This is a genomic window from Aeromonas jandaei (assembly GCF_037890695.1).
Classification (GTDB): domain Bacteria; phylum Pseudomonadota; class Gammaproteobacteria; order Enterobacterales; family Aeromonadaceae; genus Aeromonas; species Aeromonas jandaei.
The window spans coordinates 3,557,538-3,571,217 of record NZ_CP149571.1; the positions used below are offsets into that span (position 1 = coordinate 3,557,538).

Here is a 13,680-nt window from a genome sequence, read left to right on the forward strand (position 1 = left end):
AATCCTCTTAGACACTGAAGCTTTCGCCACAACCACACTCGCCTTTGGCGTTGGGGTTGTTGAATTTGAAGCCCTCGTTGAGCCCCTCTTTGACGAAATCCAGCTCGGTGCCATCCAGATGGATGAGGCTCTTGGCATCGACAATAATCTTGACGCCCTGCTGCTCGAATACCTGATCTTCTCCGGTCAGCTCATCGACAAACTCGAGCACATAGGCAAGGCCCGAGCAGCCGGTGGTCTTGACGCCGAGGCGCAGGCCAATGCCCTTGCCCCGGTTGGTCAGAAAAGAGGAAACCCGTGCCGCGGCGGCATCTGTCATGGTAATAGCCATACTGCTCTCCGGCGCTTAGAGACCTTTCTTCTGCTTGTAATCGGCGATGGCGGCCTTGATGGCATCCTCGGCCAGAATGGAGCAGTGGATCTTCACCGGCGGCAGAGCCAGCTCTTCGGCGATGTCGGTGTTCTTGATGCCGGCCGCTTCGTCCAGCGTCTTGCCCTTGACCCATTCGGTCACCAGGGAGCTGGAGGCGATGGCAGAGCCGCAACCATAGGTTTTGAACTTGGCATCTTCGATGATGCCCTCTTCACTGATCTTCAGCTGCAGCTTCATCACGTCGCCACAGGCAGGTGCGCCCACCATGCCGGTTGCAACGCTGGGGTCATTCTTGTCAAAACCACCGACGTTGCGCGGATTTTCGTAGTGGTCGATTACTTTTTCACTGTAAGCCATATCTAACTCCTGCTAATTCTGTTGCTCACTGAAGTAATCAGTGATGAGCCCATTCGACCGTGTTCAGATCAACGCCATCCTTGTACATCTCCCACAGCGGAGACATCTCGCGCAGACGGCCGATGGAGTCACGAATGAGCTTGACCGCGTAGTCAATCTCTTCTTCGGTGGTGAAGCGACCGATGCTGAAACGGATGGAGCTGTGAGCCAGCTCGTCGTTCAGACCCAGCGCACGCAGCACGTAGGAGGGCTCCAGACTGGCAGAGGTACAGGCAGAACCGGAAGAGACCGCCAGATCCTTGAGCGCCATGATGAGTGATTCCCCTTCCACATAGGCAAAGCTGACGTTGAGGTTGCCGGAGACACGCTGCTCCAGATCACCGTTGAGGTAGACGGCTTCGATATCTTTCAGGCCATCCCACAGACGCTGACGCAGGGTCATCACGCGCTCGTGCTCGCTTGCCATCTCTTCCTTGGCGATACGGAAGGCTTCACCCATGCCAACGATCTGGTGAGTCGGCAGGGTGCCGGAACGCATGCCGCGCTCGTGACCGCCGCCGTGCATCTGGGCTTCGATACGTACGCGCGGCTTGCGGCGAACGTAGAGCGCACCGATCCCTTTCGGACCGTAAATCTTGTGGGCAGAGAGAGAGAGCAGGTCAATCTTCATCGCTTCAACGTCGATTTCTACCTTGCCCACGCTCTGGGCGGCATCGACGTGCAGCAGGATCTTGCGGGAGCGGCACAGTTCGCCCAGCCCTTTGATGTCCTGGATCACGCCGATCTCGTTGTTCACGTGCATCATGCTGACCAGAATGGTGTCGTCACGCATGGCGTTCTCGATCATCTCGAGGGTGAAGAGACCGTTGGGCATCGGCTCGAGATAGGTCACCTCGAAGCCTTCACGCTCCAGCTGACGACAGGTGTCGAGCACCGCTTTGTGTTCGGTCTTGGAGGTGATGATGTGCTTGCCTTTGCTGGCATAGAAGTGGGCAACACCCTTGATTGCCAGGTTGTCAGACTCGGTCGCACCGGAGGTGAAGACGATCTCGCGCGGGTCAGCACCAATAAGCTCTGCCACTTGATTACGGGCCAGATCTACCGCCTCTTCGGCTTGCCAGCCGAAACGGTGAGAACGGGAAGCCGGATTGCCAAACAGGCCATCCATGGTGAGACACTGCATCATTTTTTCTGCGACACGCGGGTTCACCGGACAGGTTGCCGAATAATCAAGGTAAATAGGCAGTTTCATGTTTTTCTCCGTCACAGTTCGGGTCATACAGAATCCCGCTGTGGAAAGCACGTTTATAGTTGGACTTTCAAGCTCACATCGCCGTGTTCTGCCCGTTCAATAAGGGACAACACGCTTTTCATCTGTTCATCTTGCTTGCCGGCAATCCGGCGTACATCGGCCTGGCGAACCAACTCGGCCAATGTGATCTCGCCGAGGAAACTGGAGATCCGCTCGCTCAGATCACGCCACAGGGAGTGGGTCAGGCACTGGGTACCGCCATGACAACCCCCTTTGCCGAGGCACTTGGTGGCATCCACCGACTCGTCAACCGCAGTGATCACCTGGCCGACCGAAATCTCGTCAGGGGCCAACCCGAGGCGATAACCGCCACCGGGACCGCGCACGCTGCTCACCAGGCCATGTTTGCGCAGGCGAGCAAACAGCTGCTCGAGATAGGACAAGGAGATGCCCTGGCGCTCGGAAATATCGGCGAGGGGAACAGGCCCCTGCTCTGCATGCAGCGCCACGTCGAGCATGGCGGTTACAGCGTAACGTCCTTTTGAAGTCAGTCTCATGTGCCTTACCGTCTTGCGAACCAATTCAATGGGCACATGGTCACATACCCGACCAAATCAGTCAAGTATATGGTTGAGTAATCCAGTCAGGTTTAGCCCTGCGGTCTCGTCTTTTGCACCGAGGTAAGAATGCCCCGCAGAATATTGAGCTCAACCGACTCCGGACGAGCCCGGTTGAACAGGCGGCGCAACTTGTTCATCACCTGCCCCGGATGGTCGTCGGTAATGAAACCGGTCTTGAGCAGCGTCTGCTCCAGATGCCGGTAAAACCCCTCCAGCTGTTCGGCACTGGGGTAATCCTGAGCCATATCTTCAGCAACCTCTTCCTGACCCTGCAACCAGTGCATCCGCACTTCGTAACAGAGGGTCTGTACCGCCATGGCCAGGTTGAGGGAGCTGTATTCGGGGTTGGCCGGAATGGCCACATGGTAGTGGCACTTCTGCAGCTCGTCGTTGGTCAGGCCGGTTCGCTCGCGACCAAAAACCAGCGCAACAGGATGCTTCATCCCTTCGGCTACGGCCATCTTGCCCGCTTCGCGGGGATCGAGCATGGGCCAGCTCAGAGTGCGCGAGCGTGCGCTGGTGCCAATCACCAGACCACAGTCAGCGATGGCTTCATCGAGGGTCGGGACGATACGGGCATTGGCCAGAATGTCGCTGGCACCTGCTGCAAGGGCGTTGGCGTTGCCATCCGGTAAAGCTTGCGGATCAACCAGTACCATTTGGGTGAGCCCCATGGTCTTCATGGCGCGCGCCGCAGAACCCATGTTGCCGGTATGAGAGGTATTTACCAAAACGATACGAATCTGATCCAACATGCCCTATCAATCTTCAGTCAAAAATGGCGCGCAATTATAACATAAGAGAGCGCTATTTTGGCACCGTTAAAGGAATCCCATTTCAGAACAAAAGCGGGCGTCGGTATAACAAACCGGCATGAGGCAAAGAGGAGGAAAAACTAGACTTAATGGATATGTAGAATTGTTCACGGGAGAGATCCGGCTATGCTTCCTCCGCTTATCTATGAGAAATTGCCCAGCCTCTATCTGCTGGCGGCCACTGCCATTATCACCCTCGGTAACCAGCCCCTGCTCTGGTTTGCAGGTGCTCTCTTATATATCGCAGGAGCGGTTACCTGGATGATGCGCTCCAGCTACCGGCGCACCGACCTCATCATCTTTCCAGCCAAACGCTGGCTGCAACCGGAATGGCTTTATGAAGCCCAGCCCTTTGTCTGGCTCGCGCTGGGAATGGCCATTGCACAGTTGCCAGCGCCACAAGCCCTGCTGGCGCTGGTGCCTTGCCTGTGGGCCTGTCACTGCCTTTGGGCACGGCATCGTTACCGTCGCCATGCCCACGGCGTGACGATTCACTTACGACGGGATCCCGCCCGCCGCCGTCTGAACCGGAGTCTGCGCTGATTCAGTTCGAGCCTGCTCGATAAAGGTGGCCAGATCCATCAGGGGGTACTTCATCAGCACCGGCAGCCCATCGATGTCCAGGCTGTCCATCAGGTTTTTCACTTCCAGCCCCAGCTCGGTATCCCCTTCAATCTTCAGCTTGCGCTGGAAGAAGAGCGCGTCAGGATCCTCCTTGCGACCGGCAATCAGGATGAGATCGTTGGCAGTGCCGCTAAAACAGACATCGGCCTGCTCGCAGCTTTTTGCCACGACCAGTTGACCGCTCTGCTCGCTGATATACCAGCAGAGCTCCAGGTCGGTGACCTCTACTTTCAGCCACTTGTCTGCCAGGAACTCGAAATCGCCATCCGCGATGGCCTCCTTGAATACCCGTGCCAGCAAACTCTCCATCAACTGCTTTTGCAGATTGAAGGGAACCAGCTTGAGCGGATGACGCAAGAGACGGGGCGCCTGCTCGACCAGGCGACGTTGCAGTTGTTGAAACACGATGGACTCCTTTGTTTTGCGCATTCAAGCACAGGGATGCCGGCAAGATCCTGTTGGAAATCAAACTTGTGCAGAGTTGGGTCAAGATGGGGAAAGCCACACAAAGCTGCCTCAGGTCAAAAAGCCAAGGGGCGGCGGTGCATACAATCAGGGCTCGTTTGCCCTTCATATGCACTCTCGGAGCGTACCAATGGAATTACTCTGTCCGGCAGGCAGTTTGCCGGCACTGAAAACCGCCGTGGATAACGGGGCCGATGCCGTTTATATCGGTTTCAAGGATGACACCAATGCCCGCCACTTTGCCGGTCTCAACTTTACCGACAGCAAGCTGGAGAAGGCGGTAGATTATGTGCATCAGCATGATCGCAAACTTCATATCGCCATCAACACCTTCGCCCATCCTGGCGCCGATGCCCGCTGGAAGCAGGCGGTCGACCGCGGGGTGGCTCTCGGTGCCGATGCTCTCATCATCGCCGATCTTGCCGTGCTCGATTATGCCAGCCGCCGTTATCCCGACATGGAGCTGCATGTCTCGGTACAGGCCAGCGCTACCAATGCAGCCGCCATCCGCTTCTATCAGCAGCAGTTCAATGTCAAACGGGTGGTGCTGCCTCGGGTGCTCTCCATGCATCAGGTGAAACAGCTGGCCCGCGAGACCGATGTCGGCCTTGAGGTTTTTGCCTTTGGCAGTCTCTGTATCATGGCCGAGGGGCGTTGCTACCTCTCCTCCTACATGACGGGCGAGAGCCCCAATACCGTCGGTGCCTGCTCGCCGGCCAAATTCGTGCGCTGGGAAGAGACCCCGAACGGCCTCGAATCACGGCTCAACGAGGTGCTGATCGACCGCTATGGCCCCGGTGAGAATGCCGGCTACCCGACCCTGTGCAAGGGGCGTTTCGAAGTGGATGGCCAGACCTACCACGCGCTGGAGGAGCCCACCAGTCTCAATACCCTGGGTCTCTTGCCCGAGCTGTTCCAGACCGGCATCCAGTCGGTCAAGATCGAAGGTCGTCAGCGCAGCCCTGCCTACGTGGAGCAAGTGACCCGGGTCTGGCGCGCCGCTATCGACGCCTATCAGGCCAATCCCGAAGCCTATCAGGTCAAAGCCGAATGGGATGCCCAGCTCGCCCGTGTTTCCGAAGGTAGCCAGACTACCCTTGGCGCCTATCATCGTCAGTGGCAATAAGGAGCCCCAATCCATGAACTTCTCTCTCGGGCCCCTGCTCTTCTACTGGCCCAAAGCCGATACCGAAGCCTTTTACCGCGCCGCAGCCCAAAGCGAAGCAGATATCGTCTATCTCGGGGAAACCGTCTGCAGCAAGCGACGCGAACTGAAAGTCGATGACTGGATCTCCCTCGCCCGCGAAGTGGCGAGCTCCGGCAAACAGGTGGTGCTCTCGACGCTGGCGCTCATCTCCGCGCCCTCCGAGCTGAAAGAGGTGAAACGGCTGGTCGACAATGGCGATCTGATGGTCGAAGCCAACGATCTGGGCACAGTCCAGCTTGCCCATGAAGCGAGCCTTCCATTTGTCTGTGGCCCGGCCATCAACGCCTACAACGCCGATGTGTTGCGCATGCTGCTCAAGCAGGGGATGAAGCGCTGGGTCATGCCGGTGGAACTTTCACGGGACTGGCTGGTACAGCTTGAGCAGGATCTGGGGGCAACACGCCAACAGTTCGAAGTGGAGGTGTTCGCCTACGGCCACCTGCCGCTCGCCTACTCGGCACGCTGCTTCACCGCCCGCTCTCTCGACAAGCCGAAAGACAACTGCGAACTCGCCTGTATCAACTACCCCACCGGACGGCTGGCCAACAGCCGCGAGGGGCAACGCGTCTTCAACCTCAACGGTATCCAGACCCAGTCCGGTTACTGCTACAACCTGTGCAACGATCTGGCCGGAATGGCAGGTCTGGTGGATGTGGTGCGTCTCTCTCCACAAGGGATGGAGACCCTCGAAATGCTGGCTCGCTTCAAGGCCAACCAGCAAGGTGACGCGCCCCTCCCCCTGCACAAAGGGAGCGAGTGCAACGGCTACTGGCGCCAGATCCCCGGCATGAGCCTGGTGGAGTAAACGCAAACCACGCAAAAACAAAAAGGCCTCGCAATGAGGCCTTTTTACACTTTCACGCTCCCTCAGGAGGGGCGGTCACTCTTGCTCTGGCCACTCTGGGCGCCGGGAGGCAGCGGCTTGCGTGCCATCAGCTCCAGCTCCAGCAAGGCATAGCGATGCTCGATGAAGTCGTAGACGTTGTTGGAGAGCGCCAGCTTGAAGTAGCTGATCGCCTCCTTGCGGTTGCCCCGACCCAGCTCGTACTTGCCCAGATAGAAGTAGGTTTCGCACAGGCGCTCGGCGAGCTCCCGGTTATCTTTCACCCCTTTGACCACATTGCCCATCAACTCGGTGGCATTCATCTCGCCGGTGTAGAGACGAACCAGATCCCAGTTCCAGGCATCGTCATCGTACTTGTTGAGACGCTCACGCATCCGGCTCATGGCCGCTGCAGGATCGAGTTTCTGCTCGGCCAGATAGAGCCAGATCACCCGGTAAGGGTCTTCCGGCTGCGCCTCATAGAAGCGTTTCATATCGGCGGCAGCCAGCTCGGGACGATTGCCGTAGTAGAGCGCAATGCCACGGTTCAGGTAGGCGTAGTCGTAATCGGGCGCCAGTTCGAGCGCCGAATCGAATGCCTCGTAGGCTTCGTCATAATTCTGCTGTTGCACCAGATAGACGCCGATGAAGTTGTAGGCTTCGGCGAAATCGGGCTTCTCCCGCAAGGCACGGTTGAAATCGAGCCGCGCAAGGGAGCGCAAACCAACGCGATCAAAGACCACTGCACGCTCATAGAACAGCTCGGCACGCTGCTCCGTGGTCAACTCCATCTCGCTGAGCATCTGCCCGAGTCGAGCTAGCGCCAGCTCGCTCTGGTAGGAGACCTGCAAAGGGGTCGCCAACACCAGAGATGCAGGCTGCGGCTTGGGAACCTGAGGGGCATTAACCTGACTGCTACTGCTGCAACCCCACATAGGGAGCAGCAACAGGATACCGAGGAGGTATCCAATCCCTTTCCTGACGTTCAATGAACACTCCGACGCTTACGCTTGACCCCGCATATGGTAAAGGTCAACCGTCGCTTTGTCATGTAGCTCAGCCTATCTCTCTCAAATAAATCAGGATTCGACAGGGTATCCGGCCTCCAGCCAGCCGCGAAAACCACCGTCGACGCTGATCACCTTGCGATAACCCATCTGTTGCAGATTGTCCGCCGCCAGAATGGAGCGAAAACCGCCGCCACAGTAGAGGTAAAGCTCGGTATCGACATCGGGAAAACGGGTCTCGATATCCCGCTCAATCACGCCTCGGCCCAGATAGAGGGCGCCGGGCAGATGACCTTTGGCCCACTCGCTCTCTTCCCGCACATCGATCAGATGAAAAGCGCGCCCCTCATCCTGCCAGCGCTTGATCTGGTGGACATCGGTCTCGGCTACGCGGGAGCGGATCCCTTCTACCAGCGCCAGAAAACGGGGATTGTGTTGCATGGCAAGCTCCTTTTGTTGAAATCATCTGCGTCAGCATACGACAACAGCGAAAAAGAAAAGAGCGCCTTGCGGCGCTCTTTTGTGGTTTACGGCAGGATTTCCTGTTGATCCGCACCCTCTTTCTCTACCTGGGTTGGCAGCATGTGCTCGCGCTTGACGCCGAGGAACATGGCAAACGCACTCGCCACATAGATGGAGGAGTAGGTACCGAAGGCCACACCGATCACCATGGCCACGGCAAAACCGTGGATCAGCGCGCCGCCCTTGAGCAGCAGCGCCAGCACCACCACGAAGGTGAGGCCGGAGGTGATGATGGTACGGCTCAGGGTCTCGGTCATGGAGAGATCCAGAATGTAGTCGGTATCCCCTTTGCGCACCTTGCGGAAGTTCTCCCGCAAGCGGTCGAACACCACGATGGTATCGTTCAGGGAGTAACCCACCAGGGTCATCAATGCCGCCAGTACGGTCAGGTCGAACTCGTACTGGAAGTAGGCAAAGACGCCGAGGGTGATCACCACGTCGTGCACCAGCGAGAGGATGCCGCCCATGGCCAGACGCCATTCAAAGCGCACCGCCACGTAGATCAGGATACAGATGATGGAAGCCAGCATGGCCAGTGCACCATCGGTCGCCAGCTCGTCACCCACGGAGGGACCGACGAACTCGACGCGCTTGAGCACAGCACCGGGATCCAGCAGCTTGGCTGCCGCCAGTACCTCGTTACCCTGCTCCTCGACCTTGACACCCTCTTTCGGGGTCAGGCGGAACAGCACATCACGGCTGGAGCCGAAGTGTTGCAGGCTCGCCCCTTCAATCTTCTGCTCTTCCAGCACCTGGTGCATCTTGTCCAGGCTCACCGACTGCTGGAACCCCACTTCGATGGTGGTACCACCGGTGAAGTCCAGACCCCAGTTCAGGCCCCGATCAAACAGAAAGAAGAGGGCGATCACCATCAGCACGGAAGAGAAGACCACACCCGTTTTGGCATAGCGCATAAACGGGATCGGTTTTTCAAAATGTAGAATCTGAAACATCTCTCTATCCTCAGATGGGCAACTTGTCGATGCGCCGTCCACCCCAAGCCAGGTTGATAATGGCGCGGGAGACCGTGATGGCAGTAAACATGGAGGCGGTCAGACCGATGCCCAGCGTCAGGGCAAAGCCCTTGATGGCGCCAGTACCGATACCGAACAGGATCACACAGGTGATGAGCGAGGTGACGTTGGAGTCGGCGATGGTCGAGAATGCCCGATCAAAGCCCAGATGGATGGCCTGCTGAACCCCGCGACCGTTGCGGATCTCTTCACGAATACGTTCGTAGATCAGCACGTTGGCATCCACCGCCATACCGAGCGTCAGCACGATACCGGCGATGCCTGGCAGGGTCATGGTGGCTCCCGGGATCATCGACATGATACCGACGATCAGCACCAGGTTCATACAGAGCGCCAGGTTGGCAACCCAGCCGAACGCACGGTAGTAGATCCCCATGAACAGCACGATCACCAGCATGGCCCAGCCGATGGCTTGCATACCGCTGTCGATGTTCTGCTGACCCAGGCTCGGGCCAATGGTGCGCTCTTCCACGATCTGGATCGGGGCGATCAGGGCACCGGCACGCAGCAGCAGCGCCAGGTTGTGGGCTTCGTTGGCGTTGTCGATACCTGTGATGCGGAACTGGCTGCCAAGGCGCGACTGGATGGTGGCGACGTTGATCACCTCCTCCTGCTTGCGGAACTTGCGCTTGCCATCCGGACCAGGCTGACCGACCGGCTTGTACTCGATAAAGACGGTCGCCATCCCTTTACCAACGTTGTCCTTGGTAAAGTTGGCCATCTTGTTGCCACCCTGGCCATCAAGCTTGATGTTGACCTGGGGACGGCTGTACTCGTCGAAACCGGACTGGGCCCCCACGATGTGGTCACCGGTCAGGATCACCCGCTTTTGCAGCACGACTGGACGACCATTGCGATCGTTGTAGACCTTGGAGCTCGGCGGTACGCGACCGTCGGCCGCAGCCTGAATGTCGGCAGTCTCATCAACCATGTGGAACTCCAGGGTCGCGGTCGCGCCGAGGATCTCCTTGGCACGGGCGGTATCCTGGATACCGGGCAGCTCAACCACAATGCGCTCGGCGCCTTGCTGTTGTACCAACGGCTCGGCGACACCCAGCTCGTTGACCCGGTTACGGATGATGGTGATGTTCTGCTCGAGGGCGTACTTCTTCACTTCCTTGATCTTCGCTTCGCTCAGACCGGCCATCAGGATGAATTCATCCCCTTTCTGCTCGGTGGTGAAGGTCAAATCAGGGTTCTGGCGGCGCAGATGGGTGACAGCACGCTCTTGATCCGCTTCGTCACGAAATACCACCTGTACCTTGTCACCGACCCGGCGCACGCCGGAGTAACGGATCTTCTGGGTACGCAGCTCGGAGCGGAAATCCTGCACCATCTGCTCTTGCTGCTTGGTCAGCGCCTCGGCCATGTCCACTTCCATCAGGAAGTGCACACCACCGCGCAGGTCCAGACCCAGCTTGAGCGGGTTGGCACCAATGGCTTCGAGCCAGGCAGGAGTAGAGGGGGCAAGGTTGAGAGCGGTAATGAAGTTGTCACCCAGCTTGTTGGCGACGATATCGCGCGCCTTGAGCTGATCTTCGGTGTTCTTGAAACGGATCAGGATCAGACCGTGCTCGAACGCAGCATGTTTGACCGGGATCTTGGCCTCATCGAGACTCTCTTTCACCAGGTCAAGGGTATCTAGCTTGACTTCGGCACCACGGCTGGCAGAAACCTGCAAGGCCGGGTCTTCGCCGTAAAGATTGGGGGCTGCATATAGAAAACCGATGGCGATCACCACGATCACCATCAGGTATTTCCACAGCGGATAGCGATTCAACACGCTGTGCTCCTTGGGAGATTAAAGGGACTGGATAGAACCCTTGGGCAGAACGGCAGAAACGAAGTCCTTTTTGATGGTGACTTGAGTCTGGTCGTTCAGGGCGATCACCAGGTAATCGCTGTCGGCAGCCACTTTGGCAATCTTGCCAACCAGACCACCGGAGGTGAGCACTTCGTCACCCTTGGAGAGAGAGGTCATCAGATTGCGATGATCTTTGGCGCGCTTGGCCTGGGGACGGTAGATCATGAAATAGAAGATGAGACCGAATACGGCCAGCATGATGATCATTTCCATGCCACCACCCTGTGCCGCCGGAGCTGCGCCTTCTGCATACGCCTTGGAGATAATGCTCATTTAACAACCTCTTATTGATGTAGATTTGAAAACTAGCTTATAAATTATTGTTATTTAACGTCATTTACAGCTAACGGAGGCACGGGCTTCCCTTGCCGACGGTAAAACTCTGTTACAAAGTCGTCTAATTTACCCTGCTCGATCGCGTCCCGCAAACCCTGCATAACACGCTGGTAGTAACGCAGGTTATGGATAGTATTCAGACGGGCACCGAGGATCTCGTTGCACTTGTCCAGATGGTGCAGATAGCTGCGGGTGTAGTTCTTGCAGGTGTAGCAATCACAGTCGGCATCCAGGGTGCTGGTGTCGTTGCGATACTTCGCATTGCGGATTTTGACCACGCCATCGGTGGTAAAGAGATGACCGTTGCGGGCGTTGCGGGTCGGCATCACGCAGTCGAACATGTCGATACCGCGGCGCACCCCTTCCACCAGATCTTCCGGCTTGCCGACACCCATCAGGTAGCGCGGCTTGTCGGCCGGGATTTTCGGGCAGACGTGCTCAAGGATGCGGTGCATGTCCTCTTTTGGCTCACCCACCGCCAGACCACCGACCGCGTAGCCGTCGAAACCGATCTCCAGCAGACCTTCCAGCGATACGTCGCGCAGCGGCTCGTAGACGGAACCCTGGATGATGCCGAACAGGGCATTCTTGTTGCCAAGGGCATCGAACTTGTCGCGGGAGCGCTTGGCCCAGCGCAGGGACATCTCCATCGACTTGCGCGCTTCTTCGTAAGTGGCCGGATACGGGGTGCACTCGTCGAAGATCATCACGATGTCGGAGCCCAGATCGTACTGGATCTCCATGGACTTCTCGGGGTCGAGGAAAATCTTCTCGCCATTGATAGGGTGGCGGAAGTGGACGCCCGCTTCGGTGATCTTGCGGATGTCGCCCAGGCTGAATACCTGGAAACCACCGGAGTCGGTCAGGATCGGGCCCTGCCAGTTCATGAAGTCATGCAGATCGCCATGGGCACGCATCACTTCCTGACCCGGACGCAGCCAGAGGTGGAAGGTGTTGCCAAGCAGGATCTGGGCACCGGTCTCACGCACCTCTTCCGGGGTCATCCCCTTGACGGTGCCGTAGGTACCGACCGGCATAAAGGCCGGAGTCTGCACGGTGCCACGCTCGAATACCAGCTGACCGCGACGGGCACGGCCGTCGGTGGTTTTCAGTTCAAATTTCATTGCTACCTCGATTCAGTCAGAGAAACAGTCTGACAATTAAAGGCCATTCGGCCCGCTATAAAAGGCGAAGCTTATGCCTCGCCCCGGCGACGGGTGACGAACATGGCGTCCCCGTAGCTGAAGAAACGGTACTGCCCGGCCACGGCGGCCTGGTAGGCGGTCATCACGTTATCATACCCGGCGAAGGCGCTGACCAGCATGATCAGGGTCGACTCCGGCAGGTGGAAGTTGGTCACCATGGCATCGACAATCTGGAACTGGTAGCCCGGGAAAATGAAGATGTCGGTGTCACCAAAAAAGGGGGCCAGCGGCTTGCCCTGCGCCAGAGTCACCTTGGCGGCGCTCTCCAGCGAACGGACCGAGGTGGTGCCAACGGCAATCACCCGACCACCGCGCGCACGGGTAGCGGCAATGGCATCGACCACCTCTTGCGGCACTTCGGCATACTCGGAGTGCATATGGTGATCTTCAATCTTCTCCACCCGCACCGGCTGGAAGGTCCCCGCCCCTACATGCAGGGTGACAAAGGCAGTTTCAACCCCCTTGGCCCGAATTTTCTCAAGCAACGGCTCGTCAAAGTGCAGACCGGCGGTCGGCGCAGCGACGGCGCCCGGCTTCTGGTTGTAGACCGTCTGGTAGCGCTCCTTGTCGGCATCCTCGTCGGGACGGTCGATATAGGGGGGCAGCGGCATGTGGCCGATGGCCTCCAGGATCTCCAGCACCGGACGGGCGTCGAGGAAATGGATCTCGAACAGGGCATCGTGGCGGGCGCGCATCTCGGCTTCCACACCACCATCCATGATCATCCGGGTGCCCGGCTTGGGCGCCTTGGAGGCCCGCACATGAGCCAGCACGCTGTGCTCGTCCAGAATGCGCTCGACCAGCACCTCCAGCTTGCCGCCGCTGGCCTTCTGGCCAAACATGCGGGCCGGAATGACGCGGGTGTTGTTGAATACCAGCAGGTCGCCCGGGTTGAGCTGGTCCAGCACATCGACAAATTGACCGTGGCGCAGGGCGCCGGTTTGACCGTCGAGCTGCAACAAACGGCTGGCGGTACGCTCCGCCATCGGATAGCGGGCAATCAGCTCGTCTGGCAGATCAAAATGAAAATCGGATACTTGCATCTTTCACCTCGGGGGGAATCGGCGGCTAGTCTAGTTATCCCCATCTTCCAAGGCAACCCAAAAGACCAAAAACCCAAGAGAGACAAGGGGTAGCGGGCAATTTTGTGACCACCAACCGGTTAATGACTCTTTA

16 protein-coding genes are annotated in these 13,680 nt (G+C 58.0%); 3 read left to right on the forward strand and 13 right to left on the reverse strand.

Annotated elements, in window-relative coordinates:
• Positions 1-7: 7 nt before the first annotated feature.
• From iscA to trmJ, 5 genes are all read right to left on the reverse strand, one after another.
• Complete coding sequence (gene iscA, locus WE862_RS16605) at positions 8-331, reverse strand: iron-sulfur cluster assembly protein IscA (protein WP_041207418.1); 324 nt, start codon at positions 329-331, stop codon at positions 8-10.
• A 15-nt stretch (positions 332-346) separates the two neighbouring features.
• Entirely contained in the window at positions 347-730 is a 384-nt protein-coding gene (gene iscU / locus WE862_RS16610) for a Fe-S cluster assembly scaffold IscU (protein WP_033114498.1), read from the reverse strand.
• Between the two features lie 37 nt (positions 731-767).
• Positions 768-1,982 (reverse strand): IscS subfamily cysteine desulfurase, encoded by a 1,215-nt coding sequence (locus tag WE862_RS16615; RefSeq protein ID WP_339058647.1) that lies wholly within the window; start codon positions 1,980-1,982, stop codon positions 768-770.
• 53 nt (positions 1,983-2,035) lie between these two features.
• Entirely contained in the window at positions 2,036-2,539 is a 504-nt protein-coding gene (iscR, locus tag WE862_RS16620; protein ID WP_041207415.1) for a Fe-S cluster assembly transcriptional regulator IscR, read from the reverse strand.
• Between the two features lie 92 nt (positions 2,540-2,631).
• A complete protein-coding gene (gene trmJ, locus WE862_RS16625) occupies positions 2,632-3,357 on the reverse strand; it encodes a tRNA (cytosine(32)/uridine(32)-2'-O)-methyltransferase TrmJ (protein ID WP_041207414.1) in 726 nt (241 codons plus the stop codon).
• 186 nt (positions 3,358-3,543) lie between these two features.
• Between trmJ and WE862_RS16630 the strand changes: the two genes are divergently transcribed.
• Entirely contained in the window at positions 3,544-3,960 is a 417-nt protein-coding gene (locus tag WE862_RS16630) for a hypothetical protein (RefSeq protein WP_042033555.1), read from the forward strand.
• On the opposite strand, the gene ubiT is transcribed toward WE862_RS16630, so the two are convergent.
• Positions 3,913-4,446, reverse strand: a complete 534-nt coding sequence (gene ubiT, locus WE862_RS16635) for a ubiquinone anaerobic biosynthesis accessory factor UbiT (RefSeq protein ID WP_082035550.1) — start codon at positions 4,444-4,446, stop codon at positions 3,913-3,915. The genes WE862_RS16630 and ubiT overlap by 48 nt on opposite strands.
• Before the next feature lie 190 nt (positions 4,447-4,636).
• Between ubiT and ubiU the strand changes: the two genes are divergently transcribed.
• Positions 4,637-5,632: a ubiquinone anaerobic biosynthesis protein UbiU gene (gene ubiU / locus WE862_RS16640; protein ID WP_041207411.1), complete on the forward strand. Its 996-nt coding sequence runs from the start codon at positions 4,637-4,639 to the stop codon at positions 5,630-5,632.
• A gap of 13 nt (positions 5,633-5,645) precedes the next feature.
• Positions 5,646-6,518, forward strand: coding sequence for a U32 family peptidase (locus tag WE862_RS16645; protein WP_042033557.1), 873 nt, complete (start codon positions 5,646-5,648; stop codon positions 6,516-6,518).
• A 62-nt stretch (positions 6,519-6,580) separates the two neighbouring features.
• Here the strand turns inward: WE862_RS16645 and nlpI are convergent, their stop codons facing one another.
• The 7 genes from nlpI to queA form a co-directional block, all read right to left on the reverse strand.
• Complete coding sequence (gene nlpI, locus WE862_RS16650) at positions 6,581-7,525, reverse strand: lipoprotein NlpI (protein WP_280136025.1); 945 nt, start codon at positions 7,523-7,525, stop codon at positions 6,581-6,583.
• A 90-nt stretch (positions 7,526-7,615) separates the two neighbouring features.
• Complete coding sequence (locus WE862_RS16655) at positions 7,616-7,984, reverse strand: rhodanese-like domain-containing protein (protein ID WP_033114489.1); 369 nt, start codon at positions 7,982-7,984, stop codon at positions 7,616-7,618.
• A gap of 86 nt (positions 7,985-8,070) precedes the next feature.
• Positions 8,071-9,018, reverse strand: coding sequence for a protein translocase subunit SecF (secF, locus tag WE862_RS16660; RefSeq protein ID WP_033114488.1), 948 nt, complete (start codon positions 9,016-9,018; stop codon positions 8,071-8,073).
• Between the two features lie 10 nt (positions 9,019-9,028).
• Positions 9,029-10,882 (reverse strand): protein translocase subunit SecD, encoded by a 1,854-nt coding sequence (gene secD, locus WE862_RS16665; protein WP_041207408.1) that lies wholly within the window; start codon positions 10,880-10,882, stop codon positions 9,029-9,031.
• Between the two features lie 18 nt (positions 10,883-10,900).
• Positions 10,901-11,236 (reverse strand): preprotein translocase subunit YajC, encoded by a 336-nt coding sequence (gene yajC / locus WE862_RS16670; protein WP_041207407.1) that lies wholly within the window; start codon positions 11,234-11,236, stop codon positions 10,901-10,903.
• A gap of 50 nt (positions 11,237-11,286) precedes the next feature.
• Positions 11,287-12,423, reverse strand: coding sequence for a tRNA guanosine(34) transglycosylase Tgt (gene tgt / locus WE862_RS16675; RefSeq protein ID WP_041207406.1), 1,137 nt, complete (start codon positions 12,421-12,423; stop codon positions 11,287-11,289).
• Between the two features lie 71 nt (positions 12,424-12,494).
• Positions 12,495-13,547 carry a tRNA preQ1(34) S-adenosylmethionine ribosyltransferase-isomerase QueA gene (gene queA / locus WE862_RS16680; protein ID WP_042033560.1) on the reverse strand — a complete coding sequence of 351 codons (1,053 nt, stop codon included), beginning with the start codon at positions 13,545-13,547 and terminating at the stop codon, positions 12,495-12,497.
• Between the last annotated feature and the right edge of the window lie 133 nt (positions 13,548-13,680).

Coding starts and splice junctions, on each gene's coding strand:
- iscA (WP_041207418.1), bottom strand. CDS start 331: ATGGCTATTACCATGACAGATGCCGCCGCGGCACGGGTTTCCTCTTTT.
- iscU (WP_033114498.1), bottom strand. CDS start 730: ATGGCTTACAGTGAAAAAGTAATCGACCACTACGAAAATCCGCGCAAC.
- WE862_RS16615 (WP_339058647.1), bottom strand. CDS start 1,982: ATGAAACTGCCTATTTACCTTGATTATTCGGCAACCTGTCCGGTGAAC.
- iscR (WP_041207415.1), bottom strand. CDS start 2,539: ATGAGACTGACTTCAAAAGGACGTTACGCTGTAACCGCCATGCTCGAC.
- trmJ (WP_041207414.1), bottom strand. CDS start 3,357: ATGTTGGATCAGATTCGTATCGTTTTGGTAAATACCTCTCATACCGGC.
- WE862_RS16630 (WP_042033555.1), top strand. CDS start 3,544: ATGCTTCCTCCGCTTATCTATGAGAAATTGCCCAGCCTCTATCTGCTG.
- ubiU (WP_041207411.1), top strand. CDS start 4,637: ATGGAATTACTCTGTCCGGCAGGCAGTTTGCCGGCACTGAAAACCGCC.
- WE862_RS16645 (WP_042033557.1), top strand. CDS start 5,646: ATGAACTTCTCTCTCGGGCCCCTGCTCTTCTACTGGCCCAAAGCCGAT.
- WE862_RS16655 (WP_033114489.1), bottom strand. CDS start 7,984: ATGCAACACAATCCCCGTTTTCTGGCGCTGGTAGAAGGGATCCGCTCC.
- secF (WP_033114488.1), bottom strand. CDS start 9,018: ATGTTTCAGATTCTACATTTTGAAAAACCGATCCCGTTTATGCGCTAT.
- yajC (WP_041207407.1), bottom strand. CDS start 11,236: ATGAGCATTATCTCCAAGGCGTATGCAGAAGGCGCAGCTCCGGCGGCA.
- tgt (WP_041207406.1), bottom strand. CDS start 12,423: ATGAAATTTGAACTGAAAACCACCGACGGCCGTGCCCGTCGCGGTCAG.
- queA (WP_042033560.1), bottom strand. CDS start 13,547: ATGCAAGTATCCGATTTTCATTTTGATCTGCCAGACGAGCTGATTGCC.